General features: G+C 51.5%; 24 protein-coding genes. 15 read left to right on the top strand and 9 right to left on the bottom strand.

Annotated features, from left to right (window positions below):
• The first annotated feature begins 49 nt into the window (after positions 1 to 49).
• From CHB92_RS05440 to CHB92_RS05430, 3 genes are all read left to right on the top strand, one after another.
• Positions 50 to 1423, top strand: a complete 1374-nt coding sequence (locus CHB92_RS05440) for a LutB/LldF family L-lactate oxidation iron-sulfur protein (RefSeq protein WP_089318161.1) — start codon at positions 50 to 52, stop codon at positions 1421 to 1423.
• Positions 1424 to 1930: 507 nt separating this feature from the next.
• Positions 1931 to 3187, top strand: coding sequence for a pyridoxal phosphate-dependent aminotransferase (locus tag CHB92_RS05435; RefSeq protein ID WP_089318160.1), 1257 nt, complete (start codon positions 1931 to 1933; stop codon positions 3185 to 3187).
• 39 nt (positions 3188 to 3226) lie between these two features.
• Positions 3227 to 3523 (top strand): YciI family protein, encoded by a 297-nt coding sequence (locus CHB92_RS05430; protein ID WP_089318159.1) that lies wholly within the window; start codon positions 3227 to 3229, stop codon positions 3521 to 3523.
• 73 nt (positions 3524 to 3596) lie between these two features.
• On the opposite strand, the gene CHB92_RS05425 is transcribed toward CHB92_RS05430, so the two are convergent.
• Entirely contained in the window at positions 3597 to 4055 is a 459-nt protein-coding gene (locus CHB92_RS05425; protein ID WP_089318158.1) for an Lrp/AsnC ligand binding domain-containing protein, read from the bottom strand.
• Between the two features lie 164 nt (positions 4056 to 4219).
• Here CHB92_RS05425 and CHB92_RS05420 point away from each other — a divergent pair, with 164 nt between their 5' ends.
• A complete protein-coding gene (locus CHB92_RS05420; protein ID WP_089318157.1) occupies positions 4220 to 5173 on the top strand; it encodes an asparagine synthetase A in 954 nt (317 codons plus the stop codon).
• A gap of 134 nt (positions 5174 to 5307) precedes the next feature.
• On the opposite strand, the gene CHB92_RS05415 is transcribed toward CHB92_RS05420, so the two are convergent.
• The 3 genes from CHB92_RS05415 to sdaAA form a co-directional block, all read right to left on the bottom strand.
• Complete coding sequence (locus CHB92_RS05415; RefSeq protein WP_089318156.1) at positions 5308 to 6483, bottom strand: DUF4407 domain-containing protein; 1176 nt, start codon at positions 6481 to 6483, stop codon at positions 5308 to 5310.
• Between the two features lie 150 nt (positions 6484 to 6633).
• Positions 6634 to 7365, bottom strand: coding sequence for a hypothetical protein (locus CHB92_RS05410; RefSeq protein ID WP_089318155.1), 732 nt, complete (start codon positions 7363 to 7365; stop codon positions 6634 to 6636).
• 333 nt (positions 7366 to 7698) lie between these two features.
• Positions 7699 to 8607 carry an L-serine ammonia-lyase, iron-sulfur-dependent, subunit alpha gene (gene sdaAA, locus CHB92_RS05405; protein WP_089318154.1) on the bottom strand — a complete coding sequence of 303 codons (909 nt, stop codon included), beginning with the start codon at positions 8605 to 8607 and terminating at the stop codon, positions 7699 to 7701.
• Positions 8608 to 8851: 244 nt separating this feature from the next.
• Here sdaAA and CHB92_RS05400 point away from each other — a divergent pair, with 244 nt between their 5' ends.
• The 5 genes from CHB92_RS05400 to CHB92_RS05380 all read left to right on the top strand — a co-directional run bounded on the left by CHB92_RS05400 (position 8852) and on the right by CHB92_RS05380 (position 12785).
• Positions 8852 to 10000 carry an App1 family protein gene (locus CHB92_RS05400; protein ID WP_089318153.1) on the top strand — a complete coding sequence of 383 codons (1149 nt, stop codon included), beginning with the start codon at positions 8852 to 8854 and terminating at the stop codon, positions 9998 to 10000.
• A 119-nt stretch (positions 10001 to 10119) separates the two neighbouring features.
• Positions 10120 to 11043 (top strand): DUF2279 domain-containing protein, encoded by a 924-nt coding sequence (locus tag CHB92_RS05395; RefSeq protein ID WP_089318152.1) that lies wholly within the window; start codon positions 10120 to 10122, stop codon positions 11041 to 11043.
• A gap of 61 nt (positions 11044 to 11104) precedes the next feature.
• A complete protein-coding gene (locus CHB92_RS05390) occupies positions 11105 to 11386 on the top strand; it encodes an acylphosphatase (protein WP_089318151.1) in 282 nt (93 codons plus the stop codon).
• A 107-nt stretch (positions 11387 to 11493) separates the two neighbouring features.
• Entirely contained in the window at positions 11494 to 12048 is a 555-nt protein-coding gene (locus CHB92_RS05385) for a DinB family protein (protein WP_089318150.1), read from the top strand.
• Between the two features lie 107 nt (positions 12049 to 12155).
• On the top strand, positions 12156 to 12785 hold the full coding sequence (locus CHB92_RS05380; RefSeq protein ID WP_089318149.1) for a YczE/YyaS/YitT family protein: 630 nt from the start codon (positions 12156 to 12158) through the stop codon (positions 12783 to 12785).
• Between the two features lie 165 nt (positions 12786 to 12950).
• On the opposite strand, the gene CHB92_RS05375 is transcribed toward CHB92_RS05380, so the two are convergent.
• Positions 12951 to 14381, bottom strand: a complete 1431-nt coding sequence (locus tag CHB92_RS05375) for a thioredoxin-like domain-containing protein (protein ID WP_089318148.1) — start codon at positions 14379 to 14381, stop codon at positions 12951 to 12953.
• 171 nt (positions 14382 to 14552) lie between these two features.
• On the opposite strand from CHB92_RS05375, the gene CHB92_RS05370 reads away from it, so the two are divergent.
• Genes CHB92_RS05370 through CHB92_RS05360 form a run of 3 tightly spaced genes read left to right on the top strand, consistent with a single transcriptional unit; the run spans position 14553 to position 16295 of the window.
• Positions 14553 to 15059: an NADH-quinone oxidoreductase subunit A gene (locus CHB92_RS05370; protein ID WP_089318147.1), complete on the top strand. Its 507-nt coding sequence runs from the start codon at positions 14553 to 14555 to the stop codon at positions 15057 to 15059.
• Between the two features lie 47 nt (positions 15060 to 15106).
• Positions 15107 to 15694 carry an NADH-quinone oxidoreductase subunit NuoB gene (nuoB, locus tag CHB92_RS05365; protein WP_089318146.1) on the top strand — a complete coding sequence of 196 codons (588 nt, stop codon included), beginning with the start codon at positions 15107 to 15109 and terminating at the stop codon, positions 15692 to 15694.
• A 4-nt stretch (positions 15695 to 15698) separates the two neighbouring features.
• Positions 15699 to 16295, top strand: coding sequence for an NADH-quinone oxidoreductase subunit C (locus CHB92_RS05360; protein WP_089318145.1), 597 nt, complete (start codon positions 15699 to 15701; stop codon positions 16293 to 16295).
• A gap of 83 nt (positions 16296 to 16378) precedes the next feature.
• Here CHB92_RS05360 and CHB92_RS05355 read toward each other — a convergent pair whose 3' ends face one another.
• The 3 genes from CHB92_RS05355 to CHB92_RS05345 all read right to left on the bottom strand — a co-directional run bounded on the left by CHB92_RS05355 (position 16379) and on the right by CHB92_RS05345 (position 18462).
• Entirely contained in the window at positions 16379 to 17179 is an 801-nt protein-coding gene (locus CHB92_RS05355; RefSeq protein WP_089318144.1) for an SPFH domain-containing protein, read from the bottom strand.
• A gap of 3 nt (positions 17180 to 17182) precedes the next feature.
• Complete coding sequence (locus CHB92_RS05350; protein WP_089318143.1) at positions 17183 to 17371, bottom strand: hypothetical protein; 189 nt, start codon at positions 17369 to 17371, stop codon at positions 17183 to 17185.
• Between the two features lie 182 nt (positions 17372 to 17553).
• Positions 17554 to 18462 carry an MrcB family domain-containing protein gene (locus tag CHB92_RS05345; RefSeq protein ID WP_089318142.1) on the bottom strand — a complete coding sequence of 303 codons (909 nt, stop codon included), beginning with the start codon at positions 18460 to 18462 and terminating at the stop codon, positions 17554 to 17556.
• 185 nt (positions 18463 to 18647) lie between these two features.
• On the opposite strand from CHB92_RS05345, the gene CHB92_RS05340 reads away from it, so the two are divergent.
• The 3 genes from CHB92_RS05340 to CHB92_RS05330 all read left to right on the top strand — a co-directional run bounded on the left by CHB92_RS05340 (position 18648) and on the right by CHB92_RS05330 (position 23380).
• On the top strand, positions 18648 to 19862 hold the full coding sequence (locus tag CHB92_RS05340) for an NADH-quinone oxidoreductase subunit D (RefSeq protein WP_089318141.1): 1215 nt from the start codon (positions 18648 to 18650) through the stop codon (positions 19860 to 19862).
• A gap of 403 nt (positions 19863 to 20265) precedes the next feature.
• Positions 20266 to 20886: a phosphatase PAP2 family protein gene (locus CHB92_RS05335; protein ID WP_245842307.1), complete on the top strand. Its 621-nt coding sequence runs from the start codon at positions 20266 to 20268 to the stop codon at positions 20884 to 20886.
• Positions 20887 to 21010: 124 nt separating this feature from the next.
• The gene (locus CHB92_RS05330; RefSeq protein WP_179222960.1) at positions 21011 to 23380 is read left to right on the top strand and encodes a DUF5686 and carboxypeptidase-like regulatory domain-containing protein; all 2370 of its coding nucleotides are present in this window, start codon (positions 21011 to 21013) and stop codon (positions 23378 to 23380) included.
• A 194-nt stretch (positions 23381 to 23574) separates the two neighbouring features.
• On the opposite strand, the gene gmd is transcribed toward CHB92_RS05330, so the two are convergent.
• On the bottom strand, positions 23575 to 24687 hold the full coding sequence (gmd, locus tag CHB92_RS05325) for a GDP-mannose 4,6-dehydratase (RefSeq protein WP_089318138.1): 1113 nt from the start codon (positions 24685 to 24687) through the stop codon (positions 23575 to 23577).
• Positions 24688 to 24738: the final 51 nt, after the last annotated feature.

Raw genomic sequence — 24738 nt, 5'->3', positions numbered from 1 at the left:
GCACCTCAAGATGAAGCTTTTGTAACGAAACACCGAAGGGGGGAACAGCATGAGTAAACTGAAACAGTTTCTGCAGGATGCAGAGACAAAAGCATTTGATCAGGGCCACCGGGCAACCATTAAGTTCAACATCGGCAAGTACAACGCCGCTGTGCAACGGGGCCTTACCCAATACACCGACCATGAACTGGCCCGTGAGCGGGCTTCCTATATAAAGACGAACGTCATCAACAACTTGGATAAGTACCTGATGGAGTTCGAGGCCAATTTCACGGCCCGTGGCGGCAAGGTGATCTGGGCACGCGATGCACAGGAGGCACTGAAGGAGATCGGGGAAATCATGAAGCGCAGGCGCGCCCGTTCTGTGGTTAAGTCCAAGTCGATGAGCACAGAGGAGATCCACCTGAACGACTACCTGGAGAAGAACGGCATTGAGACCGTGGAAACCGACCTGGGTGAGTACATTGTGCAGCTGGCAGAGCAGCGCCCCTACCATATCGTGACGCCGGCCATGCACATGTCCAAGAAAGACATTGCCGACCTGTTCGTGCGCAAGCTGGGCATACAGCCCACAGACAATGCCGAAGAGTTGGTAGGCGTAGCCCGAAAGCTGCTGCGCGATAAGTACACATCAGCCGAGGTAGGCATCACAGGAGGTAACTTCCTGCTGGCCGACGTTGGCGGCATAGCCGTTACGGAGAACGAGGGTAACGCCCGCCTCTCCACTACTTTCCCGAAAACACATATTGCGATTGTAGGCATCGAGAAGCTATTGCCTTCCTTTATGGACCTGGAGCTCTTCTGGCCTTTACTTAGCACCAGCGGCACCGGCCAGAATGTAACGGTCTATAACACCATTATGACGGGACCTCGTCAGCCGAAGGAAAAAGACGGGCCGGAGGAGATGTACGTGGTGTTGCTGGACAATGGCCGTACGGATCTGCTGGCCCTGCCAGAGAAACGGGAAGCCCTGAACTGCATTCGCTGTGGCGCCTGCCTGAACGTATGCCCGGTGTACAAGAACATCGGAGGCCATACCTACGAGAGTACCTACAGCGGCCCCATCGGCTCAGTGATCACACCGCACTACAATGGCATGGCCGAGAACAAGCACCTGAGTTTTGCCAGCTCCCTGTGCGGGGCCTGTACCTCTGTATGCCCTGTAAAGATCAACATCCACAACCTGCTGCTGCTTAACCGCAAGCAGAGCGTGGACCAGGGCCTGGCCGACGGGCAGGAAACAACGGCCTTTAAGCTCTGGCTGAAAGCCATGAAAAGCCGCACCCTCCTGAACCTGGCGCCTGCCGGAATCAAAAACTTTGTACTGAAACAGGTATTGAAAGATAGCTGGAGCAAGCGGCGGGAGCCACTGCACGTGCCTAAAAAGTCCTTCAACCAACTCTGGAAAGAAAGGAACCGCTAAACCAGAAAGCCTGCGTTACTGCAGGCTTTCTGGTTTAAGACCAGGATGCTTCTAAAGCCTGTAAGCAATTGTGATGAAGTAATCTCTAAGTCTTTCTACTGTAGATCGAAGAAAAAAGCTTTCCCAGTTTTCCCGAGAGGCGCCTTGTGGATGTTGCGGTGCTGAGCGACAGCGAGGCAGCCGAAGCAGAGCGGAGGCAGCTTCAGACACACAGCGCTGAGCGGGAAAACGCGCCCTCGCGGACGTGGAGCGCACGTAGTTTGCAATGAAAAAGGACTTAGGTGATTCTACAGGATCAGCAGGCACTACGCTAGCATAGACAGAATAAGAATTGCGATCCTGAGGAGTTTACATTAAGCTTAACACAACGCTATAAGAAACTCCAGCATATATTCTACAGGCAACAATAAAGCACCTGCACACCGCAAACTATTTTAGGCAGCGCTGGGATATAGTTGACCGGAAATATCTAACTTGTGAGCATTACACTTAAGACTGACCTTACCCATGACCGTTTCTAAAATGGCGCAGAACCTGATCGGCTCCGAGATAATTCGGGTAGCCGGCGAGGTGAACGCAATGATAGCCAAAGGAGAACCTATTTGTAATCTTACCATTGGCGATTTTAACCCAAGTATTTACCCTATTCCCGAAGCGCTACGCAAGGGTATTACCAAAGCCTACGAACAGGGCCACACGAACTACCCGCCTGCAAACGGGGTAGCTGTGCTCCGCAAAGCCATCGTCGCCTTTAACCAGGAACGACTGGGCCTTGTGTACCCAGAAAACGACATACTGGTGGCGGGTGGCTCACGCCCCCTGATCTATGCTACTTATATGACCCTTATTGATCCGGGCGACAAGGTGGTTTACCCGACCCCGTCCTGGAACAACAACCACTATTGCCACCTGTCAGGGGCTACACCTGTGGAGGTGAAAACGCGGCCGGAGAACAACTTTATGCCAACCGCCGAAGATGTGAAACCACACCTGAAAGGGGCAACCCTGCTGGCGCTGTGTTCGCCGCTGAATCCTACAGGCACCATGTTCTCCAAGAAAGACCTGGAAGAGATCTGCGACCTGGTACTGGAGGAAAACCAAAACCGTGGTGAGGGCGAAAAGCCCCTGTACGTGCTCTATGACCAGATCTACTGGATGCTAACTTTTGGTGCTACCGAGCATTATGATCCGGTAAGCCTCCGCCCAGAGCTTCGCGATTACGTGATTTACATAGACGGCACCTCCAAATGTTTTGCTGCAACGGGTGTGCGTGTGGGTTATGCCTTTGGCCCGACAGGAGTGATGGACAAAATGAAGTCGATTCTAGGCCACGTGGGCGCCTGGGCACCAAAGGCCGAGCAGATGGCTACAGCAGAGTTTTTACAACAGCCAGAAGAAGTGGACAGCTTTATGGCTGAGTTTAAGCCTAAGGTACAGGAGAGCCTGAACGTGCTGTATGATGGTTTTCAGCAACTGAAGTCCGAGGGCTTTAATGTGGATGCGATTGTGCCTATGGGTGCTATCTACCTCTCTGCAAAGCTAGACCTGGCCGGCAAAGAAACACCGGATGGCAAAGAACTGCAGACAAGCCAGGACGTTACCTTTTTCGTGCTGCAGGAGGCAAAGCTTGCCGTTGTACCTTTCTCTGCTTTCGGATCGTCACGCGACATGAACTGGTTCCGCCTGTCAGTAGGAGGCGCCTCCCTGGAGGATATCAAGGCCTCATTGGGAAGACTTCGGGAAGCACTCGGGAAACTTAAATAGAAGCAAGGCAGTAAACCTAGTCTAAAAAGAGGAGCTGCCATGTTTCTGATACTGCTAACGTTTGTAAAACCCTTGTCCGAGGTAGAAAAGTACATAGACCAGCACGTGGACTTTCTGGACAAGAACTACGCAAACAAAAAGTTTATTTTCTCCGGGCGGAAAGCCCCCAGGACGGGCGGCGTTATACTGGCGTATAACTGTAGTGAAGAGGAGGTACGGGAACTAATAGCCCAAGACCCCTTCTACAAGCACCAGATCGCCAATTTTGAGGTCATCAACTTTCAGCCCACCAAATATGACAAGCGGTTTGAGCCGTTCTTAAACGAACAGGAGTAAGACTAGGCTAAGCATAAACAGCAAGGGCCACCTGTATGCAGGTGGCCCTTGCTGTTTATGGTCCTGAGCTTATTTACTCAATTGTGATCTGCCGGCTGATGCTCTCTTCCAGCGAGATCAATGTTTCGGTGCGCTGCACCCCGTCTATGGCCTGCAGTTTCTCGTTCAGCACCTCCCGCAGGTGTTTGGTGTCGCGGCAGATGATTTTGGCGAACATACTGTAGGAACCGGTGGTATAGTGTAGCTCCACAATCTCCGGGATTGCCCGCATTTGCGCTACGGCATCCTTGTACTCTGACCCTTTCTCCAGGAACACCCCGATAAAGGCGCATACGTCAAAGCCCACGGCAGAAGGGTTTACGAGTAGCTGAGAGCCTTTTACTACCCCCATTTCTGTCAGCTTTTTCATACGTACGTGTATGGTACCTCCGGAAACTCCTAGCTCTTTGGCGATATCTGTATAAGCACGAGTTACATCCTGCATGAGCAGCCTGAGAATCTGCTTATCCAGATTATCAATTTCATAATTCATAAGCTCCTATACTTGCTGTTTTTAACAATGTCCCAAATATAGCAGCTTTTTATTTATTGCTCCTCAAGCCTCCGAATAATTAATTAATCACTTATCAACAAAAACATACTTTTATTAACCGATTTATGTATATTTAAAATAAAACCGGGTTATTTTTTAATAAAATGGAGCTAAAAACACTATCTGAGCCAACAGAGTTGGAAAGCACCCTGAGCCACCTAAGCCGGGCTACGCTGCCAAAAGTGCTACAAGTGCAGCAGGGTATTGTGCGCGCTACACACGAGTTCATGTTTAAGAAAGGCTTAACGCAGCTCATGCCGCTCATGCTCTCCCCTATCACCGATCCCCTGAACCATGGGGTGGTGGATGCCTCAATCGGGTATGCTGGCCGGCAGTGGAGCCTTACTAAGTCTATGATCTTCCATAAGCAGTTAGCCCTGCTGAACCCGGACTTAGATAGCCTGTATATTGTGTCTCCCAACGTACGCCTGGAGTTTGCTGATCGCGCCGATACCGGGCGTCACCTCTTCGAGTTCACGCAGATAGACTTCGAGTTTAAAGGGAAGGACCGCTTCTATGTGATGGAGTTTATGGAAGAGCTGGTAAACTTTGTTTTTGCCCGGCTAAACAAGGAACTACCGGCCCTGCTGTTAGAACTGCGCGGAGAGTTGCTGCCACAGTACGAGAAATGGCCGGTATACCGCACCGAAAAGCTGGAGGCTGCCCTCGGCCCGGACTATGAGCGCATCAAATCTGAAGAGAGTACCGAGCCTTTCTGGCTCATGAACCACCGCCGTGAGTTCTATGACAAAGAGGACCCAAAGCGCCCTGGCACGTACCTGAACTATGATGCGGTATGGCCTGCCGGCTTTGGTGAGGGCCTGTCCGGCGCAGAGCGTGAGAATGAGTACCATCAGATCCGAAAGCGCATGGCCGAGGTAGGCACGAACGAAGAGACCTTTAAGCACTACCTGCGGGTAGCGAAAGAGCAGGGCCTGCCTAAAACAGCTGGCGGTGGCTTCGGGGTAGAACGCATGACACGCTTCATTTGCCGCTTAAAAGATGTGGACGAAGCAACTGCTTTCTCGCGCAAGCCCTTTGCCAAAGCTTTGTTTTAAACAGTCAGAAGGCAGGTAGAACAGTTCTACTTGAAAGGTGCGGTAGTGCTGGAACAACCTGCACTACCCGCTAAGAAATCAAAAAAGCGCCTGAGTGATTTGTTAACTCAGGCGCTTTTTGATGCTACTTCAGGCTACCACTGGTAATAGCCGTTCTCTTCGTTATCGTTCAGTATCTCAGCTGCCGTGTTCGGGCTGCGGTGAATATCCTTCAGCTTGCGCTCCTTCCACACGGCGGCAGACTCCCGCACGACCTCCAGGTGGGCATCGGACTTGATGCGCTCTTCCTCCCGCTTGGCATCAATCTCATAGTCCATACGGGAAGAGAATTTGGCTTCGGCCACTGCTGTGCGGGTGTCGTACTGTTTCTGGCGCTCCGCCACACGCTGCATTTCCTGTGTGGTGCGCTCGTGCTCGATGCCTTTCAGGATATCATCGTACGGCCCTTTGCTGGAAATAAGCTTGGTAAAGATAGGCGCTGTTTCGAGGCAGATAAACAAGAGGGTTATAAAGAACACCGGCAGCCATGGCAGTTCGTCCAAAGCACTGATGCGGGCCATCAGGCCATCATAATTCTGGAAGCTCTCCTGCCCCTCCGCCACGGTCTCGTCATACTGCTTCATGAGTTCCGCAATACGCTGCTCCCGGAGCAGGATACGCTGCTGTGCGTCGGCTTGCAACAGCTTGAGCTCTTCATCCACCTTATCGTATTGCAGTTTCTTCTCCTCATAGATAGGCCCTTTGCCTATCTTGCCGGTACCGCCTGTACCATCGGCCTCGGCAGCCAAGGCTTCGTACAGTCTGTTACGCTCCTCTAACTTGGCGGCCACTTCCTCCCGTATCCCGGCTATCTCAGATTTGACAGAGTCTACCTCCGCGAACTGTTGGTTCACCAGCGACTTGTGCTGAATAGCGAGCTCTGCCTGTTTTTCCTTCAGGACGGCCTGTATCTCCTTGTCAAAGATCTTCAGCTCCAGCGGCTTTGAGATTACCACTGCCAGCACCAGGGCTAGCAGGATACGCGGCGTTACCATCAGCAGTTCTTTCCAGAACTTGCCCTCTTTGCGAATTGTTGATACGATAAACCTGTCGAGGTTAAAGATCACAGCCCCCCAAAACAGACCAAAGGCAACGGCCATGGGTACGGAATCGAAAACGGTATAGAGCGCATAGCCACCCGAAATACTGGCTAGCAGGCCGGTAAACAGCACAGTAGCCCCCACACCGGCATATTTTATGTGCTCCGACTTAGAGCACTTTTCAAGAATGGTATCATCAGCACCCGCGCACCACCAAAAGAAATTCTTCATGTATTGCTATTAAACTAAGAAAGATTGTTAGGCTACAAAGAAAGCCTTGATTCTTATAACGTATAAAAGGCTGTAAGTTATACTATTTAAGCAACATAAATCCTTAAAAGCCAAGGCTCTGCTTCTGAGCGGTAACAGCCGGTCTGTTTACTATGGTTCAAAGTTCTCTACCGGCTCGTCCAGCTTCTCGTAGAGCAGCAAAGAGGCCATGGCACTCGCCAGCACCATGCGGATATCACGGGGTAGGTCAGGGAGCAGCCAGGCCTTGCCGTTGTTGATCACCTGTACCGCACCCACTACCTCGTCTCCATTCATAAACTCATAGCCGATGATCTCGGACATAGGCAGGCTCCTGCCCTCGAACTTGTACACGGGAGAGATGGTGTAAGTCGTTCGGCCATTCGATACCTCTCCCTCAAACTTATTTCGCCTTAAATAGTCGCCGGGGTCTACCGTTAGCAGGTGCCAGTCACCACTTTCGGGGGAGGTAAAGTGGCTGGCGTAGTACTCTCTGTTCGGGGAAACGTCTATCGTTACGCCTGTGTTGGACCGCAACGACTTATCGTGCAATCTGCTGGCCCCAAACACATACCACTCCTCCCCCTGGCCATCTTGCAAACTGAACTGGTACTGTTGTTTGGCATCTATGTTATGATAACTGAAGATAGAGAAGTCCCTCATTCTACGCCACCCGCGGTCTACGTTAGCAACGGTAAAGTCCCCGATATTAAAGTTACCGCTGGGCCGAAAGGTTGTACGGCCGGCGACAGGAAGCTCCTCTGCTTTTTGCATGAAAGCAGGCTCCACAGCCATGTGTGGTACGGAGCAAGCGGGCAGCACCAGTACAGCAGCCAGCGTAGCCATCAGAAAAGACTTTTTCATAGTTTTACAGTTTGGGAATGAAGTACTTCTATAATATCACAGGCTTATATATAGTTTTAGCATATATAGTGCCAAAAGCTGGTTAAGAAGCCTTCCCACTCTGTTAAGCACAACCGAAGAAGGGTGGCCAGGCCCAAGCATGCGACTAGCGTAACAGCTTGTAAAAGGCTGTCTCTCTTTTATGTACATAGATGCGCAAAACGCGGCAAGCGTTGCATGGACCCAGGTAAGCTTTTGACAGCGGACAAGAAGACCTCCAGACAAGAAGCCTAAAACAAAAAAGGTAGCCCACCTTTCGGTCAGCTACCTTTTTTGTACAGGATGAAAGGCGTGCTACTCTACTTCTTCCTCATCCGGCAATATCTCCACGTCCTGCACCAGTACGAAGTTCTCAATCTCGCGGGCTTTCGGGGTGTTCGCCAAGCCCCCTTCGGCTGTTTCTTTGTACTTGCGCTCCATGCTCTCGCCTACCTCGCCCAAGGCAGCCACACACTGGTCAACCGGAATTACCGGGTTAACCCCCGCAATGGCCAACTGAGCCGAAGAGAAAGCAATGGCAGCCGCACTGGCATTGCGCACAATACACGGCACCTCTACCAGGCCCGCCACCGGGTCGCACACTAACCCGAGCATACACTGGATGGTGATTGCCACAGCATGAAACACCTGCTCCACAGTGCCACCGAGGCAATACACAATAGCACCGGAGGCCATGGCCGCAGCACTGCCCGTCTCTGCCTGGCAGCCGCCTACAGCCCCGGCCAGAGAGGCATTCTGCTCTATGATTAAGGCGATACCTGCCGAAACCAGCAAACCTTCGTGTATCTTCCGGTCGTCCAGGCCATGCAACTCCTGCAGGGTCGTAAGCGTGCCCGGCAAAATACCGGAAGCCCCTGCTGTAGGAGCCGCTACCACACGGCCCATACAGGAGTTTACCTCCTTGGCACCCAAAGCCCGCGACACGAGCATCTGGAACTCTGGCGACAGCACGGTTACCGGCGATTTGGCCACCTTTTTAGCACCGTTGTTCACCATACCCGAACGGGATTTCATATCCTCCGTCAGGCCGGTCTGCACGGCATCTTTCATCACCTCAAAGGCCTTGGCGATATTCTCCCAGATAAACTCCTCCGTACGTCCTTTCTGCTCTATTTCGTATTCCAACACAGGCTGGTAAAGCGGCTCTCCTGTTTCGGTGCAGTGCTTTTCCCAGCTCTTAAAATCGGTGAATAATAATGACATAATCTTAGTTTCTAATACTGTCCGCCACTTAAACGCACAGGCTACAAAGGTAGCCAATTTTGAGCGGCTTCCTGGCCACCCTATTCATAACGATGTCTGCTACCGGAAATGTTCGCCCTGGCCATTATAGTTTTCGGTGCAGCAGAAGTGTGCTGTGGCCGCCCTCACTGCTTCATAACAGTCCCGATCAAGGCACAGGATAACTCCTGCTGCTGCAGGTCGTTTCATTTAAGAAAAAAGCACTATGGCAAACCTCTCGGAAGAAGAAAAGCAAAAGCTGCTCAACACACTGGACGAGCTCGAAAGCGAGGCCTCACTGGTAAAGTTCGCCATCAAGAAAAAGCTGCAGGTACTGGAACCCGTCAAGATCATGCCCTTTTATGGGTTTGCCAGTGAGAACTATGTGTACCTGAAGGGGCGTGTACTGGAGCGGGAAAAGATTCGGAGCCCCCGGAAGGTAAACAGCATGCCTGAGCAGTGGCTGAACATGTGGAAGCGCCTGGAGTCGGACGAGATACCGGGGGCCAAGCTAAAAGCCAGCTTCAATGGCAGAGAGCTGGACCTGGAGACTGACCAGGAGGGATACTTCGATGTGGAGATACACACCCAAACACCGCTAAACTTTGAGCAGGCAGGCACCACCGTGAAACTGCAGTTACAGGAACAGTACACCGACAAGGACCAGAAAGACGCCGAAGGCTACCTGTTTGTGCCGGATAAGCATGCGGAGTTTGGCGTTATCTCAGACATAGATGATACAGTGCTCGTTTCGCATGTAAAGCAATTTATGGGTCGCATGCGCCTGATGCTAAAAGAGAACGCGACAGAACGCCATCCCTTTCCGGGTATTGCCGGTTTCTTGCGGGCACTGTGCAAGGGTAGTGACGGGCAAAGGCAAAACCCGCTCTTTTTTGTATCTGGTAGCACGTGGAACATCTATGATCTGCTTATCAGCTTTCTGCGCTCGCACCATATACCCGAAGGCCCCCTGCTGCTCCGCGACAGGGCTACTGCCTGGGACCACGGAAAGTTCGAAACCAGTGAGCAGGCCTATAAGCTGGAGAAAGTCCGCCATATTCTCGATACTTACCCCTGGCTTAAGTTCATCTGCATTGGCGACAGCGGACAGCACGACCCGGAAACCTACCAGCAAATTGTACAGGAGTACCCCGGGCGCATTTTAGGAATCTACATTCGTGATGTGTCACCAGACGGGCGCGATACTGAAGTAAGAAACATGGCCCGGCAGGTGCAAGAGCAGGGAGTAGAAATGAAACTGGTGGAGGAAACCTTATCCGCAGCCCGACACGCCGCCGAAAGAGGGTGGATCCATGAGAATGAGCTGGAGGATGTAAGGCAGGCCCGCGCAAAAGATGAGCAGCAGGACACTTAAAACAGCGTACCCAGAAGAGGAGAGCTTTTGCTAGCAAAAACAACCTGCCGTACGTCTCTGTCGCACCATTCTAAACTACTATCTTTAAGGGCACACAGTCACCTTTGCCTTTAGGAGTTATGGTCTTTCGAAAACTGCTGCCTTTCCTGCTTCTGGTCCTTTTAGCCGCTCCACTGGGGTATGCGCAAGTCCCGGACAGTACTGCGATGGATAGCAGTAAGGTAGACCGCCGGAAGCTTGTTCCCATTGTAGCCTCAGAGGCTGCTTTTTACCTGGGCGGTATGTCTTACCTGCAGTTTATCTGGTACAAAGACCACGAGCGGGTGCCTTTCCATTTCTACAACGACACCAAGGGTTACCTGCAGGTTGATAAGTTCGGGCATGCCTTTGGTGCTTATGTAGAAAGCTATATAGGTTATAAACTGCTTCGCCACGCAGGTGTGCCGAAGGGTAAGGCGCTACTTTATGGCGGCACCCTGGGATTGGTGCTACAAACCCCTATCGAAGTGTTTGACGGGCTCTACGAAGGCTGGGGTTTCTCTGTACCCGACATGGTCGCCAACACGGCTGGTTCCGCCCTGGTTATCGGGCAGGAGATCCTGTTCGGCGAGCAAGTGGCCAAATACAAATTCAGCTTCTCTCCTTCGCCTTACTACCGCCAGGCGAACGGTTACCTCGGCGACAGTCACCTGGAAAGCCTTTTCCTGGATTATAACGCACACACATATTGGCTCAGCGTGCCTATTAACAAACTAGCACTTAAGAACACCTTGCCAGATTGGGCAAACATAGCTGTTGGCTACAGTGCCAATGGCATGTTCGGGGAGTTTGAGAACAAGCGCTATTACCGGGGAGTACACCTGCCCGAGACAGCACGCTACCGGCAGTACCTGCTTTCCTTAGACATCGACTGGACGCGGATAAAAACAGACAGCAAGCTGCTCAACACCCTTTTTAAAGGCATGTTCTTTATCAAGCTTCCTTTCCCGGCACTAGAGGTAAACTCCAAAGGACAGGTGAAAGGCCACCTGCTTCATTATTAAAAGGTTTACCTAACCGGCCCACCTTTTACTCGTTCAAAAAAGGACATGTAATACGCATACCATGAGCAACACAAAACACATCGCAATACGAGTGTACGGCAAAGTACAGGGGGTATTTTTTAGAGCCAGCACACAGGAGCAAGCCCAGGAACTGGGCCTGAACGGCTTTGTACAAAACGAGCCCGACGGCACCGTGTACCTGGAGGCCGAAGGGGACACCGATGCGCTAAAGCAGCTGGAGCAATGGGTGCATCAGGGGCCAAAGCGCGCCAGGGTAGAGAAGGTAGAAGTACGGGAGCTGGACGAGCTAGAGGGATTTGAAGGGTTTGAGCAGCGGAGGTAAAGAGCACGAGGAAGATGAACTGTTACACATTTTCCTCGTGCGTCAAGGATCAAAAAGCATTACCTCCAGTACCTTTTAGCGTACAATATAAAAAAACGACGCCCGCTATGAGAACATTAGAGCAGCTTTCCCTTACGATCAGAGGCCTGTACGAAACAGTAGCCACAGAGCTTTCTTCTCTGGATCTTAACTCTCTTAACTATAAAGTCTCCTCCGATAGCTGGAGCGTGCTCGAATGCCTGGAGCACCTGAACCGCTACAGCCGCTACTATAACCCAGCCCTCTCCAAAGCCATTGCCCATAACCATGATGGCCCTTGTGAGCCTGTTATTAGTTACAGCTGGCTGGGGAAAAAGTCGCTGGACATGGTGCGCCCGCAGAACATGAAGAAGCATAAGACGGTAAAGCACATGAACCCCAACAACAGCCAGCTGAACCGTGCTACCATAGAGGAGTTCCTGAACCACCAGGTTGAGTTACTGAGCCTGCTAGAGGGCGCTAAAAACACTAATCTTAACAAAAAAGCTGTACCTGTAGAGTTCTTCAAACTGCTAAAGTTACGAATTGGTGAGGCCTTGGAATTTATCGTGTTGCACGAGGAGCGCCACATACAGCAGGCCCTGCGCGGAAAGCAGCGACTGGCACACCAGACAGCTGCTTAGAAAACCCTTTGGCCTTTTAACGCTTTTTATAAATTTTAAACAGAATTTAACTTACTTGCGCCGCAACTGTTGTATACACAAATATAAAGGCAACAGAAAGACTGCTTATGCGTGAGAAGGTTATTAACTATGGGTTTTTCTTTACAGGCTTAATGCTGTTTGGCCTGGGTAATGCTACTGCTGTACAGGTAAAGTACCTGGGACTACACCCCTGGGAGGTTCTGAATGTGGCTTTGTTCCAGCAGTACGGCTTCTCGATCGGTACCTGGAGTACACTTGTAGGCCTGCTGTTTGTGGGCATTTCGTGGATGATGAACAGGAAATACATCAACATTGGCACTTTCCTGAACGCCCTGCTGATCGGCCCCTTCACAGACCTCTTCCTTTGGCTCGGCTTTCTGCCGGAGGCTACTCATACGCCGCTCGATTACCTGACGCTGGCCTGTGCCATGGTGATAACGGGTATTGCCGGCGGCATGTATGTGGCGGGCAGTGTTGGTGCCGGTCCCCGCGATGGTTTTATGCTGTCTATTTCTGAAAGGCTGAAGCTGTCTGTAAGCCGGTCCCGCATACTGGTAGAAGTGATCGTGCTCGCCATCGGCTATCTGCTTGGCGGACCGGCATTCATCGCTTCTTTTTTCTACACCCTCATCATCAGCCCTATTTTCCAGTATGCCCTCAAGTTCTTCCGTAACCTGCGCATGCGCCTGATTGAGCAGGAGCCTGTAAAGGCATAAGTTCCCTTCTTTAAGGCTAAAGTGTCCCCTGTACCATTCAAGGAGATAGGGGATTACATTCTTACAGCCCTTCAAAAAAAGCTGCGCGGCTCACCCTTCTTGTGAGAGGTTCCCCACTTAGGAGGGCTCCTGGGTGGGTTGCTTTGCCCTGGGTATTCGCTGGAATTAAGCCTCCCGCTCCGGTAGCTTTACCTGCACCTCTTGTTTCTCCCCTGTGCTTAAATCTACCTTAAAGAGTTGATGGCTGTTGGTGCTGGTTACCCACAGTTGCCCATTAAGGAAGAGCAGGTCGTTCGGTTCGCTGAGGCCCTCCGTAAGGGTGCGCACCCGCTGCGTTTCCATGTCCAGGATTTTCACTTTCCCGTTGTAGGTATCGGCTATGTATACATCGCTGTCAATTACCTCTACTCCCATACAGTGCTGTAACAGGGCATCATCCACATGGCCATCCACATCCCCAAAGTCAAACAGGCCTCTGCCCAGGGGCGTCAGCACCATACCTGATCGGGTGTTAACGGTACGGATAGCACTGGCCTCGGCATCGGCTACGTACAGCACGTGCCCGTTATTGGCTAGCCCACTGGGTTGGTTAAAGGCAGCCTCTTGTAACGAGCCATCGGCAAGGGCCTCGCGCCCGTTCCCGGCGAAGCGGTACACCTTCTCCGTACCTACGTCCATCCGCAGGACCTGGTGGTTCCCTGCATTCGCGATGTACATGCTGTCACCTAGTACGAGCAGATCCCATGGGCTATTGGGGTTTACCGGCTCCCCGATCTGGTCCTCGTCAAAATAGTAGTCCAGTTCTCCGGTGCCAGCGACGGTACTTACCTCTTTCCGCTCCAGGTCTGCCTTTCGGATAGCGTTGTTTTTTGTGTCCGCTATATAAAGGGTATTATCCTGCAGCGCCAGCCCTTGCGGCTCATAGAAGCTGGCCTCTGTGTAGCTCCCGTTCCCGAAACCTTCTTTACCGTTGCCAATCACCTCCAGCACTTGCCCCTCGCGGCTTAGCTTCAGGATACGATTGTGCCCGCTGTCAGATAGGTAAAGGTTCCCCTCACTGTCACCTACCAGTTTGGAAGGAAAAAGCAATGTGCTGTCTACAGGCTTTTCCACATGAAACTTAACCGGCTCCCGGTTAAGCTCATCCTGAAACGTATCCTTTAGTTGTTCGATATAGGGCTTTACCGTGTCGTACACCCCTTCGCCCGCGTGCTGGCCGATCACTTTCCCGTGAGGGTCTATCAACGTTACTGTAGGCCAGGCCCGGACACCGTACTGCTCCCACACCCTGTAATCGGCATCGTTCACCACCGGGTGCTCAATCCCGAACTTCCGAATGGCCTGCGCGATGGTCTCGCTTCGCTTCTCGGCGTCAAACTTGGCCGAGTGTACGCCGATCACCACTAATGTATCCGCATACTCCTCCTCCAGCCGCTTGAGGTCTGGCAAGATGTGCTGGCAATTGATACAGCCAAAGGTCCAGAAGTCAAGCAGTACGATTTTCCCTTTGAAGTCCTTGATAGACCAGCTTCTGTCTGTGTTCAGCCAGCCATACTGGGTCTTGATGTCAGGTGCGTTCACGCGTCCGGTAAGCATAGTATAAATTTGTTTAGGCGTTGGGGCTGTTGTTTTAACTCGTACAGGTTTGCAGAGGCAAATGTTTTCGGGCCTGGCTACGCTCTGGCAGGCTGTTCGTTCCAGAACCCGGCACTCCCGCAGGCTTTCCCACAATTTTATTGTAATTTTGTGGAAAACAGCTGCAAAGCAATGGCAGATACCTACATCTCTGACTTCGGCACCATTCTGCTCTTCCTTATCGGCGGTGCGATCTTTGTATCGATCGGCTTGCTGACAAGTAGGCTGTTGCGCCCGAACAGGCCTAACCCTGAGAAGCTCGCCACTTACGAATCCGGAGAGGAGCCAATAGGCAATGCCTGGGTACAGTTTAACCCGCGGTTTTATGTGGTGGCGCTTATCTTCATCATTTTTGATGTGGAACTGGCCTTTCTGTTTCCGTGGGCTACAGTGTTCGGACGTGAGGAACTGATAGCGGCAACAGACGGTGTGTGGGGATGGTTTGCCCTAATTGAGATGTTCATCTTTATTGGCATACTGGTGTTGGGGCTGGCCTACGCCTGGGCCAAAGGTCACCTGGACTGGATAAAGCCGGCGCCGGTGCTGCCAAAGAGCCGTTCTAAAATACCAATAGACGTGTACCAGCGCGTAAATGAGCGGAAATACGAGGTAAAAAAGCAACCATCTACCCCCGAGTAAGTGTTTGCCCTATACCTAAATCTTAAACATAACGGATTACCCCTACTGTGAATATACCTCAGGACAAGACAGGAGAAGGCGGCATTGTCATCACCAAACTGGACGACCTGCTGAATTGGGCGCGACTGACCTCGCTGTTCCCGATGGGCTTTGGTTTGGCTTGCTGTGCCATTGAGATGATGGGGGCTTATGCCTCCGGGTACGACCTGGACCGCTTTGGCATTATTCCGCGTGCCTCCCCACGGCAATCAGATGTGATGATCGTGGCTGGTACCGTTACTTTTAAAATGGCAGACCGGGTGCGTCGCTTATACGAGCAGATGCCGGAGCCGCGCTATGTGATCTCGATGGGCTCCTGCTCTAACTGCGGGGGCCCCTATTGGGAGCACGGCTACCACGTGGTAAAGGGCGTAGACCGCATTATACCCGTGGATGTGTACGTGCCGGGCTGCCCGCCTAGGCCAGAAGCGCTGATTGGCGGCTTCCTCCAGTTACAGGAAATCATCCGAAAGGAAACCATCCGCGCACCAAGGGCTGTGCAACAGCTCATGGCCAAGCGCGCCGAACAAGGGCAACCTGTTGCCGACGCGGATAAGCCAACAGAGACCATTCATCATTCAGTTATTCAAAGTTAAAACCGTGTCGTTCGAGGAGCTCAGAGATTTTATAGCGGATACTTTTGGTCCGGAGGTTATACAGGAGGTCAAGGACAACAAGCTGCAACCTTACCTGGTGATACAAGCGGAGCGGATAGCGGAGGTGTGCCTGGAGCTGCACGATAACCAGTCGACTTACTTTGACTACCTCTCCAGCCTGACAGGCATCGACAATGGCCCCGCGGCTGGCACAATGGAAGTGGTGTATAACCTCTACTCTATCCCTTACGATCATCAGCTGATGTTAAAGGTGGTTGTGGCGCGCAACACCACACCGGAGCAGCCTATGCCACAGGTCCCTACGGTTACCTCTGTCTGGCGCAGTGCCGACTGGCACGAGCGGGAAATCTTCGACATGATAGGCATCCTCTTTACTGACCACCCCGACATGCGGCGCATCCTCTGTGCAGCCGATTGGGAAGGGCACCCACTCCGCAAAGATTACAAGCAGCAGGACTATTATCACAGTATAAAGGTACCCTTTGACCAGCACAACGAGCTAAACGGCTTTAAAGGCGAGCCGCAATGGCTGGTAGGGCAACCAACTCCATTCTCCGATAAGCGGGAGAAGCCGGAGTAGCACAGGCCAAAAAGCAGGAAAGGCCGCCAGTTATACTTTAGGCAGCCTTTCTTTTATACATAGCTAATCTTACTGCGTGTTTCTTACTGCACGTTCTTAAAGAACGTAGGCGAATTACCATATAAGGGTGTTCTGCCATCCCACTTCTCAATAAATTGCTGCTGAATGAGCAGCGGCGTGAGGGTGCGCTGGCGCAGCTCGTTGGCGCGGGCTTCGGCCTCTGCCTCTACGATCTTCTTGCGGGCCTGGGCTTCGGCTACTTTTAGCTCGTTCTCTACCTGCATGGCCTGCTGCACAGCGCGGTTCTTTAAGTTAACAGCCTTCACAATTTCGTCCGGGTACTGTAGCCCGCTGGTCATTTGCTCCAGTTCGAATCCTTCTTTGCGCAGCGACTCTCCCAGGGCTATCTGCACTTTATCTTCAAAGGATTGTCGGTTAGAGATGATGCTGTCGGTACTGTATAGGTTGAACTGTATACGGAAAGCGTCGCGGGTATAATTATAAAGGGTGGTCTTGGTAATTTGGTCGATGTCTTTGCGATATTTGGCGAAAATGCGCGGGCTCTCCCCGGCGCTTACTCGAAAGGAGACAGTTGGATCTACTGTGAAAACGGAACCGTCCTTGGCATTCACAGTAAAGGCATTGTAGTCCACGGTTTGTACGAAAGTCGGGAACTGGAACACCTCCTCGGTAAAGGGGTTGTACCACACGCGCCCTGTTACCAGGCTCACGTCCTGCACGCCTTTGTCGGTGCCGTACAATTTCACAAGAATACCCTCATGGCCTGCATCAATGCGGGTACAGGACTTCATGGCGGTGATGGAGAAAACAAGTATCAGGATGATGCTGATACTCCAAGTCAGGAGCTGACGCACGTTGTTCATGGCTTAGGCTTTAAGTCTTTTGAAGGAAAATCGAATAACGAAGAAGTTGGCTACCACAAGCACCACTAGCAAGGCCAGTCCGATCGCCACCGAGAGGTCAGAGGGCTGCCGCACCAGTGAGGCTATTTCTGTAAAGGTCAGGATGTCGACCAAAAGCAGCAGGCCGAGCAGTAGGATGTAAGCGAACTTCATGGGGAGCGTTTAACACAGGCAATATACCAAGAACCTTTTATTATTGTACTTCTTTGGAGCCGATTGCCTCATAAAAGCATGAAGAATCCTTGTTCTTTTGGTGTTACAGTAGACTCTCCTTCTCTTTCGATGGCGCGAGTTTGTACTTTCGCGAGCACTAACTTGTACTCTTGCCTTTTACTCTATTCCCTTAATTTAATTATATGTCTCAAATGAGTAAGATTACTTGGATCATCAAGCCTATGTATCATACTATGGCAATTACTACAAAGCACAGCAAAATCTGTTTGAATATTAATCTGATGTTGTCCAACGCCTAAGTCAGAAATTGGGGTTAAATGGTGTGCTTCTATAAAGTTACGGCCGAGATCCCCATATTTTATTGTGAAGTCAAATTCACATGCTTCACATATATAACCTTTATATTTTTTTACTTTTTTTGATATTCTAGAATTACGTTCTATTCTAAAGTGAAGTCGATATTGTTTTTTTTCTATAGCTGTTAATCCTTCGTTTTCGTCAATATGTGTGTCATTAAAATTAAGCTCTTCATAGAGGTGGAGAAAGTGTAAGATATCAGTAATTAGCTCAGTTTCATTAGGTAAGTTGTCGGCTGGATAATAACGTGCTACTATATTGCCTGCTTCATAAAGCCTGGCATTAGAATTTGTTGAGTTGAGGCTTATTTCAAATAGATCGTTTGTGTCTATATCGATTTTCGCTCTATAGTCTTCTGCTCTAAGTTTTAGTACGTTTCTTGCTTCTCTTTTATAATAGTCTTTTACCTCTGTTACACCTTGGTTTAAGGATAAGTATACTCCTGACATATCGGCCTTGAATAGAAAGACTGGATAGTATCCTGATTGTGCAGTATCAGTTACTAGAGTATCAAGTATTGCAATCCAAGGACAATCTGTCCAGTTGCCTTTACCGGGAGAACCAACAACTTTATACCTAGTTTGATCGGATACTATTCGACTTAAGATTTCTGGGAACTCATGCCTCAGTTGGTCTGCTAGTGGGTTGCCCGCAAAAGCTTGACGCTTTTGAGTAAGATAGTTTTCGATTGGTTCTCTTAGTAGTCTTTCCATAAAGTTTCAGCGGACTATGAGTTATACCCTCACCTTTAATACAAAGGTGATCCTATAAACACTAATATACCATAATCTTAATATTATTGTGTAATATGAAGGCTCTCTAGTAATTAGTCATTTCCAACAAACCCCTGCACAACTCCTCCTTTTTTCCGACCTTTGTAACTATTCAGTTTACAGTATTGGAAAGAACCTCAACAATATACCAGGACTACCTACTACAGTCAGAGCCGAACAAATTCAGCGTAGATAATCTGAAGGCGGGCGAGATGATCGTAAACATGGGACCGCAGCACCCGAGCACACACGGTGTTCTGCGCCTGGAGGTGGTAACAGACGGCGAGATCATACAGGAAGTAGTACCGCACATCGGTTACCTGCACCGCTGTTTCGAGAAGCACGCCGAAAACATGGCCTATAACCAGACCATCCCCTATGTAGACCGCATGGACTATCTGGCTGCCATGAACTCGGAGCATGTGTGGGCAATGGGGGTAGAGAAGTTGTTGGGCATCACCGACCAGATCCCGAAGCGGGTAGAGTACATCCGCGTACTGGTGACGGAACTCAACCGTATTGCCTCGCACTTCGTGGCCATTGGTACCTACGCCATCGACATCGGAGCCTTTACTCCATTCCTATGGCTGCTGCGCGACCGGGAGCACATTCAGCGCCTGCTGGAGTGGGTGTGCGGCGCCCGCATGCTGTACAATTATATTTGGGTGGGTGGCCTGTATTATGATTTGCCTATTGGCTTTGAGGAGCGTTGCCGTGAGTTTATAACGTACCTGCAGCCAAAGCTGGACGAACTGGACACTATCCTGCTCACGAACAAGATCTTCGTAGACCGCACCGCTAATGTAGGGGTACTCCCATTGGATGTCGCCATCAACTATGGCTGCTCCGGCCCCATGCTGCGTGGCAGTGGGTTGAAGCACGACCTGCGCCGCGTAGCCGGCTACAGCGTGTACCCGGAGTTGGAGTTTGAGGTACCCATAGGCCAGGGGCTTGCCGGCACCACCGGCGACTGCTGGGACCGCAACTACGTGCGGGCACTCGAATGCCGGGAATCGGTTAAGATTATAAGCCAGTGCCTCGACAGACTACAGAGTGACTACAAACGCACCCCGGGCTTTGACCCGCAGGCGGCCTGCCCTAAAAAGATGCGCATGACGGGCACACAAGAGCTTTACTTCCGGGGCGAGACACCACGCGGAGAGTTAGGCTTCTTCTTCCGCACTACCGACCGCAGCGATATGCCTTTCCGTGTGAAAGGCCGCGCCCCTAGCTTTGTGAACCTGTCTGTGCTACCTGAGATCAGCAGAGGAGCTATGGTGGCAGACCTTATCGCGATTGTGGGCTCTGTAGACATCGTGTTGGGCGAGGTAGACCGGTAAGGCTAACTCGCCAAAAACCAACCTTAAGATTGCCTGTATAGTCTCCAGGCGCTTTTAGGGCAGTTGCCCTAAAGAGACAGAGCTCCCACATGGCAGTTTCTGCCAGAACAACTTTTTAATTATGGTTGCGATAATATCAATGTTAACATTGAGTTAAGATATTACAAAATCGCTAGATATGACTAGAGCCTTCAAGTTCTCTAAGATACTTACTGTGCATTTGCTGTGGCTTTGCCTACTGGCAAGCCCGCTAACAACACAGGCGCAGGTAAAACCTAAGCCTACGCGTACCACGGCAGATTCAGCCTTTGTCCCGCCTGATACAGTGCTCCCAGGACAAAAAAAACCGTTTACTGAGGCTCAACGCCTGGAGGGGGATAACAAGCGTTTTCTGAAAAGAGCTGTGATCCCTTCAGTAGCCCTTATCGGGGCGGGTATCTACACGATAGGGGGGCGCGGCATTTTAAGTAGCCGCGACGTCTTTGATTACAGAACGAAAGCGTTCCCCGAATTTGCCACCGATGCCGACGATTTTGCCATGCTGGCACCGCTGGTAGGGCTTTATGGCTTTAACCTGATCTCGTCTCAGAACCGACACGAACTGGGTCGCCAGACCTTACTGCTAGTGTCCGCCGGTGCCCTTACCTCGGCTTTGGTTTGGCCAACGAAGAAGCTAACGGACATTGAAAGACCCAACGAAAAGCCTTATGCTTTCCCATCGGGGCACACCGCCTATGCCTTTACCATTGCTACCTTTATGGACAAGGAGTTCCGCCATAAGAGCCCTTGGGTAAGTGTGGCGAGCTACGGTATTGCGGGTGCCACAGGCGTGCTGCGTGTACTGAACAATGCCCACTGGATGTCTGATGTACTGGCGGGAGCCGGTGTGGGCATTCTTTCGGTGAATACAGTATACTGGATCCATGCTAAGCTCACCGAAGGCGGGGGACTGAACACGGCCACGGTGGTACCTATCATGCTACCGACCGGCCATATGGGCATGGCCGTCGCAATACAGTTCTGATAGATAGGCAGAAACAGCATATCAGGCGCTTCCTCGTCAGAGAGAAGCGCCTTTTTATTTTTATCTTTACAGAATGCCAAGTACACGTCTGCTATTCCTACTGTTACTCTTTTGTTTTATCACTATGGTAGCACCGGCACAGGTGCGCGAGGTATCTGGTACAGTGCGGGATGCCAACACAGGCGAGGAGCTACCTTTTGTTAGCATTGCTGCAAACGGGGGGGAGACAGGGACCACGACTAACTTAGAAGGGCGCTTTAGGCTACGCCACAGCAAGCCTATCACCAGTCTCCGCTTCAGCTATGTAGGCTATGCCCCGCAGGTCGTCTACCCTGACTCCTCCCAGCGCTTTAACATACGACTACAACCAGCCGCAGCGCAGCTACAGGAGGTAATTGTGCGCGGAACTGGGGAAAATCCTGCGCACCGTGTTATTCGCCTGGCAAGGCAGAACAGGGAGCGTAACAGCCCTAAAAGCTTACAGGCTTACTCGTACCGGACCTATAACAAGTTTATACTAACCGCTTCCGATGCTCAGCAACTGGATCTGAGCGATAATCCAGAATTATCCCCCAAAGACTCCGCTTACCTGAAAATGCGCAAGCTTCTGAACAAGCAGCACCTGTTTCTGATGGAGAGCGTAACAGACTATGCCTACCTGCAACCCGACTATACAAAAGAAACCATACTGGCCACACGGGTATCGGGGCTTCAGCAGCCGAGCTTCGGGGTTGTGGCCGCGGAGGCCAGAGACTTCTCGGTATATGAGGACTTGCCCGTTTTTTTCGGGAAGCATTACCTGAGCCCCCTTAGCCCGGGCAGCACGAGCAAGTACAGCTTTACTTTACAGGAAACAAACGTGCTGGGCCAGGACACTGTCTTTGTCGTTTCCTATAAGCCACAGGAAGGGAAAAACTTTGAAGGCTTAAAAGGCCTGCTCTACATCAACAGCGACGGCTGGGCAGTGCAACACCTGGTGGCTCAATCAGCAGATGATGAAAAGCGCGATATCAAGCTACAGCAACAGTATGAGCAGGTAGGTCCTGAACAGCGGTGGTTCCCAACGGAACTGGACGTGGAGATGTCGATTCCTCAAATTACACTAGGGGGCCACCAGCCTTATGGACACCTCCGCACCTACATCACCAACATTAACCTGGCTCCTAACCTTCGCAAGTCAGACTTCGGTGTGATAGCCCTCGAACAGAGAGCCGATGCTCACCTGCAGCCCGATAACTTTTACCAAGGGTACCGCCCGGACTCTCTCAGCCTTCTGGAGCAACGCACGTATCAGCGATTGGACAGCGTAGGGCAAGCCGACAAGTTGGACCGCACCGTCCGGACGCTGGAATACCTTACCGCAAAACAGGTTCCCATTGGCCCTGTAAGCCTTGACCTGAACCGCCTGCTGCGTGTCAGTAGCTTTGAGGGCCTGCGCTTGGGCCTGGGAGTACATACAAATGCTTTACTGTCGGAATGGTTCTCCCTTGGAGCTTACTGGGGCTATGGTTTTAAGGATGAAGAAGCAAAGTATGGAGCAGATGCTGTTGCGGTACTTCACAAGCCCTCCGAGCTCCGCCTAAAAGCTGTTTATTTCAAGGACTTGCTGGAGCCTGGAGGAAGGCGCTTTCCCTTTCAGTCAACAGGTGGTCTTTTAGGTAATCTTCGGCCTGCCGTACTTCCTCTCCTCGATTATACCACGCACAAAAGCCTATCCCTGTCGGGAAGACCGTTCCGCTACTTGCAAGGACAGGCCACGCTGCGGCAGGAAGAACGGCGGCCTACCTTAGCTTACAGCACAGTTCATGATAAACAGCCTGCCTTTAACTTAACGGAAGGAGTAGTCAGCCTTCGCTACGCTTACGGCGAGAAGTTCATGCAGCAGTTTAACCAACTTATGCCGATGGGCGCTGACTACCCTGTGTTTTGGCTACAGTACACCCGCGGTTTTGATGACTTTTTAGGCGGCAACTACAGTTACAACAAGTATGAGGCGCGGGCAGAAGTACTCTTGCGCCACCGGACCTTTGGGGAAAGCAGCTTCACGCTCACCGGTGGGATAGTCGGCGGGAATGCTCCTTTTGTAAGCCTCTTCAACGGCTATGGCAGCTATAATTCGGATTATACGGTATATGCTGGCGAGGGCTTTGAAACCATGTACCCTTACGAGTTCTTCTCCGACCGCTACGCTGCCCTCTTCTTCTCCCAGAACCTGGGAAAGCGCCTGCTCCGCACCCGCTTCTTTAAGCCGGACGTTGTTTTGGTCACCAACATTGGAGTTGGCGGCTTAAAGCAACCATTGGAAGTACTACCACAGGAGCAGTACCGCAGCATGCAGAAAGGCTTTTACGAGTCAGGGCTTATGCTGAATAACATCATCAGCTCTCCTTTCACGGGCATAGGCGTAGGCGCTTTTTACCGCTATGGCCCCTATGCGCTGGAGGAAGCCGAGGATAACTTGAGGATTAAACTGACACTGACAGTAGCCTTCTGAGATTATTCCATGTGGAAGTGGCACGCTTGTCTTTAGCTCTCTCCCCAGGCAAGCACCCGTTTGTGCTTATTTCTAATCGAGGCTAAAAGTCCAGCACACGCCAGGATATGTAAGCATAGTTAGTTCCCTTAAACGAAAGAACCCACCATACTTTCAGGTATGGTGGGTTTATAAATTCAGCTATTCCTAACCTTTTACTCGTGGTAGTTAAGGACTCTGTGCCCTCCATCGAGCAGGTAAGTGTCGCGCTTGAAGAGCTCCACGTCTGCCTGCATCATGTCTTTCACCAGTGCCGGCAGGTCGTACTTGGGCTCCCATCCCAGCTTGGTTTTGGACTTGGTGGCATCTCCTATCAGCAGTTCCACCTCTGTCGGGCGGAAGTAGCTCGGGTCCACGCACACCACCTCTTTTCCTATCTCTACCTGGTATTCGGGGTTGTTGCAGGCCGCTACGTAGCCCTTCTCGTCCACGCCCTCTCCTCTGAACTCTATTTCGATGCCTACTTCGGCAAAAGACATCTTCACAAAGTCACGGACAGTGGTGGTAACGCCGGTGGCGATGACGAAGTCCTCCGGCTCGTCCTGCTGCAGGATCCGCCACATGGCCTCCACGTAGTCCTTGGCGTGCCCCCAGTCCCTTCTTGCCTCCAGGTTACCCAAGTACAGGCACTCCTGCAGGCCCATGGCGATACGGGCAGCGGCCCTGGTGATCTTCCTGGTCACGAAGGTCTCGCCCCTGAGCGGGGACTCGTGGTTGAAGAGGATGCCATTGCAGGCGAACATGCCGTAGGCCTCCCGGTAGTTGACCGTGATCCAGTAAGCGTAGAGCTTGGCCACCGCGTAAGGGGAGCGGGGGTAGAAAGGAGTGGTCTCTGACTGAGGCACTGCCTGTACTAAGCCGTACAACTCAGAAGTGGAGGCCTGGTAGACCCTTGTCTTCTCGGTCAGGCCCAGTATCCGGATCGCCTCCAGAATACGGAGCGTGCCAAGACCATCGGCGTTAGCCGTGTACTCGGGCGTGTCGAAGCTCACCTTCACGTGGCTCATCGCTGCCAGGTTGTAGATCTCGTCGGGCTGGGTCTCCTGGATGATACGAATAAGATTGGTAGAATCTGTTAAATCCCCGAAGTGCATCTTGAAGTTGACGTTCTGCTCGTGGGGGTCCTGGTACAAATGGTCCACCCTGTCGGTGTTGAACATCGAGCTTCTCCGCTTCACCCCGTGCACCTTGTAGCCCTTGCCCAGCAAGAGCTCGGCCAGGTAGGCCCCGTCCTGCCCCGTGATTCCTGTTATCAGCGCTGTCTTCATATTGGGTTAATTATAATTTTCTAATTATGATTGATAAAGTTAAATATAGCT

It is taken from the genome of Pontibacter ummariensis, assembly GCF_900188175.1.
Lineage (GTDB): Bacteria > Bacteroidota > Bacteroidia > Cytophagales > Hymenobacteraceae > Pontibacter > Pontibacter ummariensis.
Note: the sequence above shows the minus strand (reverse complement) of the source record. Positions and strands in the feature narration are given on the sequence as shown.

Excerpts from the sequence above, each read along its gene's own strand:
- CHB92_RS05345 (WP_089318142.1), bottom strand. The coding sequence starts at position 18,462 with ATGGAAAGACTACTAAGAGAACCAATCGAAAACTATCTTACTCAAAAG.
- sdaAA (WP_089318154.1), bottom strand. The coding sequence starts at position 8,607 with ATGTCATTATTATTCACCGATTTTAAGAGCTGGGAAAAGCACTGCACC.
- CHB92_RS05435 (WP_089318160.1), top strand. The coding sequence starts at position 1,931 with ATGACCGTTTCTAAAATGGCGCAGAACCTGATCGGCTCCGAGATAATT.
- CHB92_RS05415 (WP_089318156.1), bottom strand. The coding sequence starts at position 6,483 with ATGAAGAATTTCTTTTGGTGGTGCGCGGGTGCTGATGATACCATTCTT.
- CHB92_RS05355 (WP_089318144.1), bottom strand. The coding sequence starts at position 17,179 with ATGAACAACGTGCGTCAGCTCCTGACTTGGAGTATCAGCATCATCCTG.
- CHB92_RS05330 (WP_179222960.1), top strand. The coding sequence starts at position 21,011 with ATGGTAGCACCGGCACAGGTGCGCGAGGTATCTGGTACAGTGCGGGAT.
- CHB92_RS05390 (WP_089318151.1), top strand. The coding sequence starts at position 11,105 with ATGAGCAACACAAAACACATCGCAATACGAGTGTACGGCAAAGTACAG.
- CHB92_RS05440 (WP_089318161.1), top strand. The coding sequence starts at position 50 with ATGAGTAAACTGAAACAGTTTCTGCAGGATGCAGAGACAAAAGCATTT.
- CHB92_RS05395 (WP_089318152.1), top strand. The coding sequence starts at position 10,120 with ATGGTCTTTCGAAAACTGCTGCCTTTCCTGCTTCTGGTCCTTTTAGCC.
- CHB92_RS05375 (WP_089318148.1), bottom strand. The coding sequence starts at position 14,381 with ATGCTTACCGGACGCGTGAACGCACCTGACATCAAGACCCAGTATGGC.
- gmd (WP_089318138.1), bottom strand. The coding sequence starts at position 24,687 with ATGAAGACAGCGCTGATAACAGGAATCACGGGGCAGGACGGGGCCTAC.
- CHB92_RS05385 (WP_089318150.1), top strand. The coding sequence starts at position 11,494 with ATGAGAACATTAGAGCAGCTTTCCCTTACGATCAGAGGCCTGTACGAA.
- CHB92_RS05370 (WP_089318147.1), top strand. The coding sequence starts at position 14,553 with ATGGCAGATACCTACATCTCTGACTTCGGCACCATTCTGCTCTTCCTT.
- CHB92_RS05400 (WP_089318153.1), top strand. The coding sequence starts at position 8,852 with ATGGCAAACCTCTCGGAAGAAGAAAAGCAAAAGCTGCTCAACACACTG.
- CHB92_RS05430 (WP_089318159.1), top strand. The coding sequence starts at position 3,227 with ATGTTTCTGATACTGCTAACGTTTGTAAAACCCTTGTCCGAGGTAGAA.
- CHB92_RS05425 (WP_089318158.1), bottom strand. The coding sequence starts at position 4,055 with ATGAATTATGAAATTGATAATCTGGATAAGCAGATTCTCAGGCTGCTC.
- CHB92_RS05410 (WP_089318155.1), bottom strand. The coding sequence starts at position 7,365 with ATGAAAAAGTCTTTTCTGATGGCTACGCTGGCTGCTGTACTGGTGCTG.
- CHB92_RS05380 (WP_089318149.1), top strand. The coding sequence starts at position 12,156 with ATGCGTGAGAAGGTTATTAACTATGGGTTTTTCTTTACAGGCTTAATG.
- CHB92_RS05350 (WP_089318143.1), bottom strand. The coding sequence starts at position 17,371 with ATGAAGTTCGCTTACATCCTACTGCTCGGCCTGCTGCTTTTGGTCGAC.
- CHB92_RS05420 (WP_089318157.1), top strand. The coding sequence starts at position 4,220 with ATGGAGCTAAAAACACTATCTGAGCCAACAGAGTTGGAAAGCACCCTG.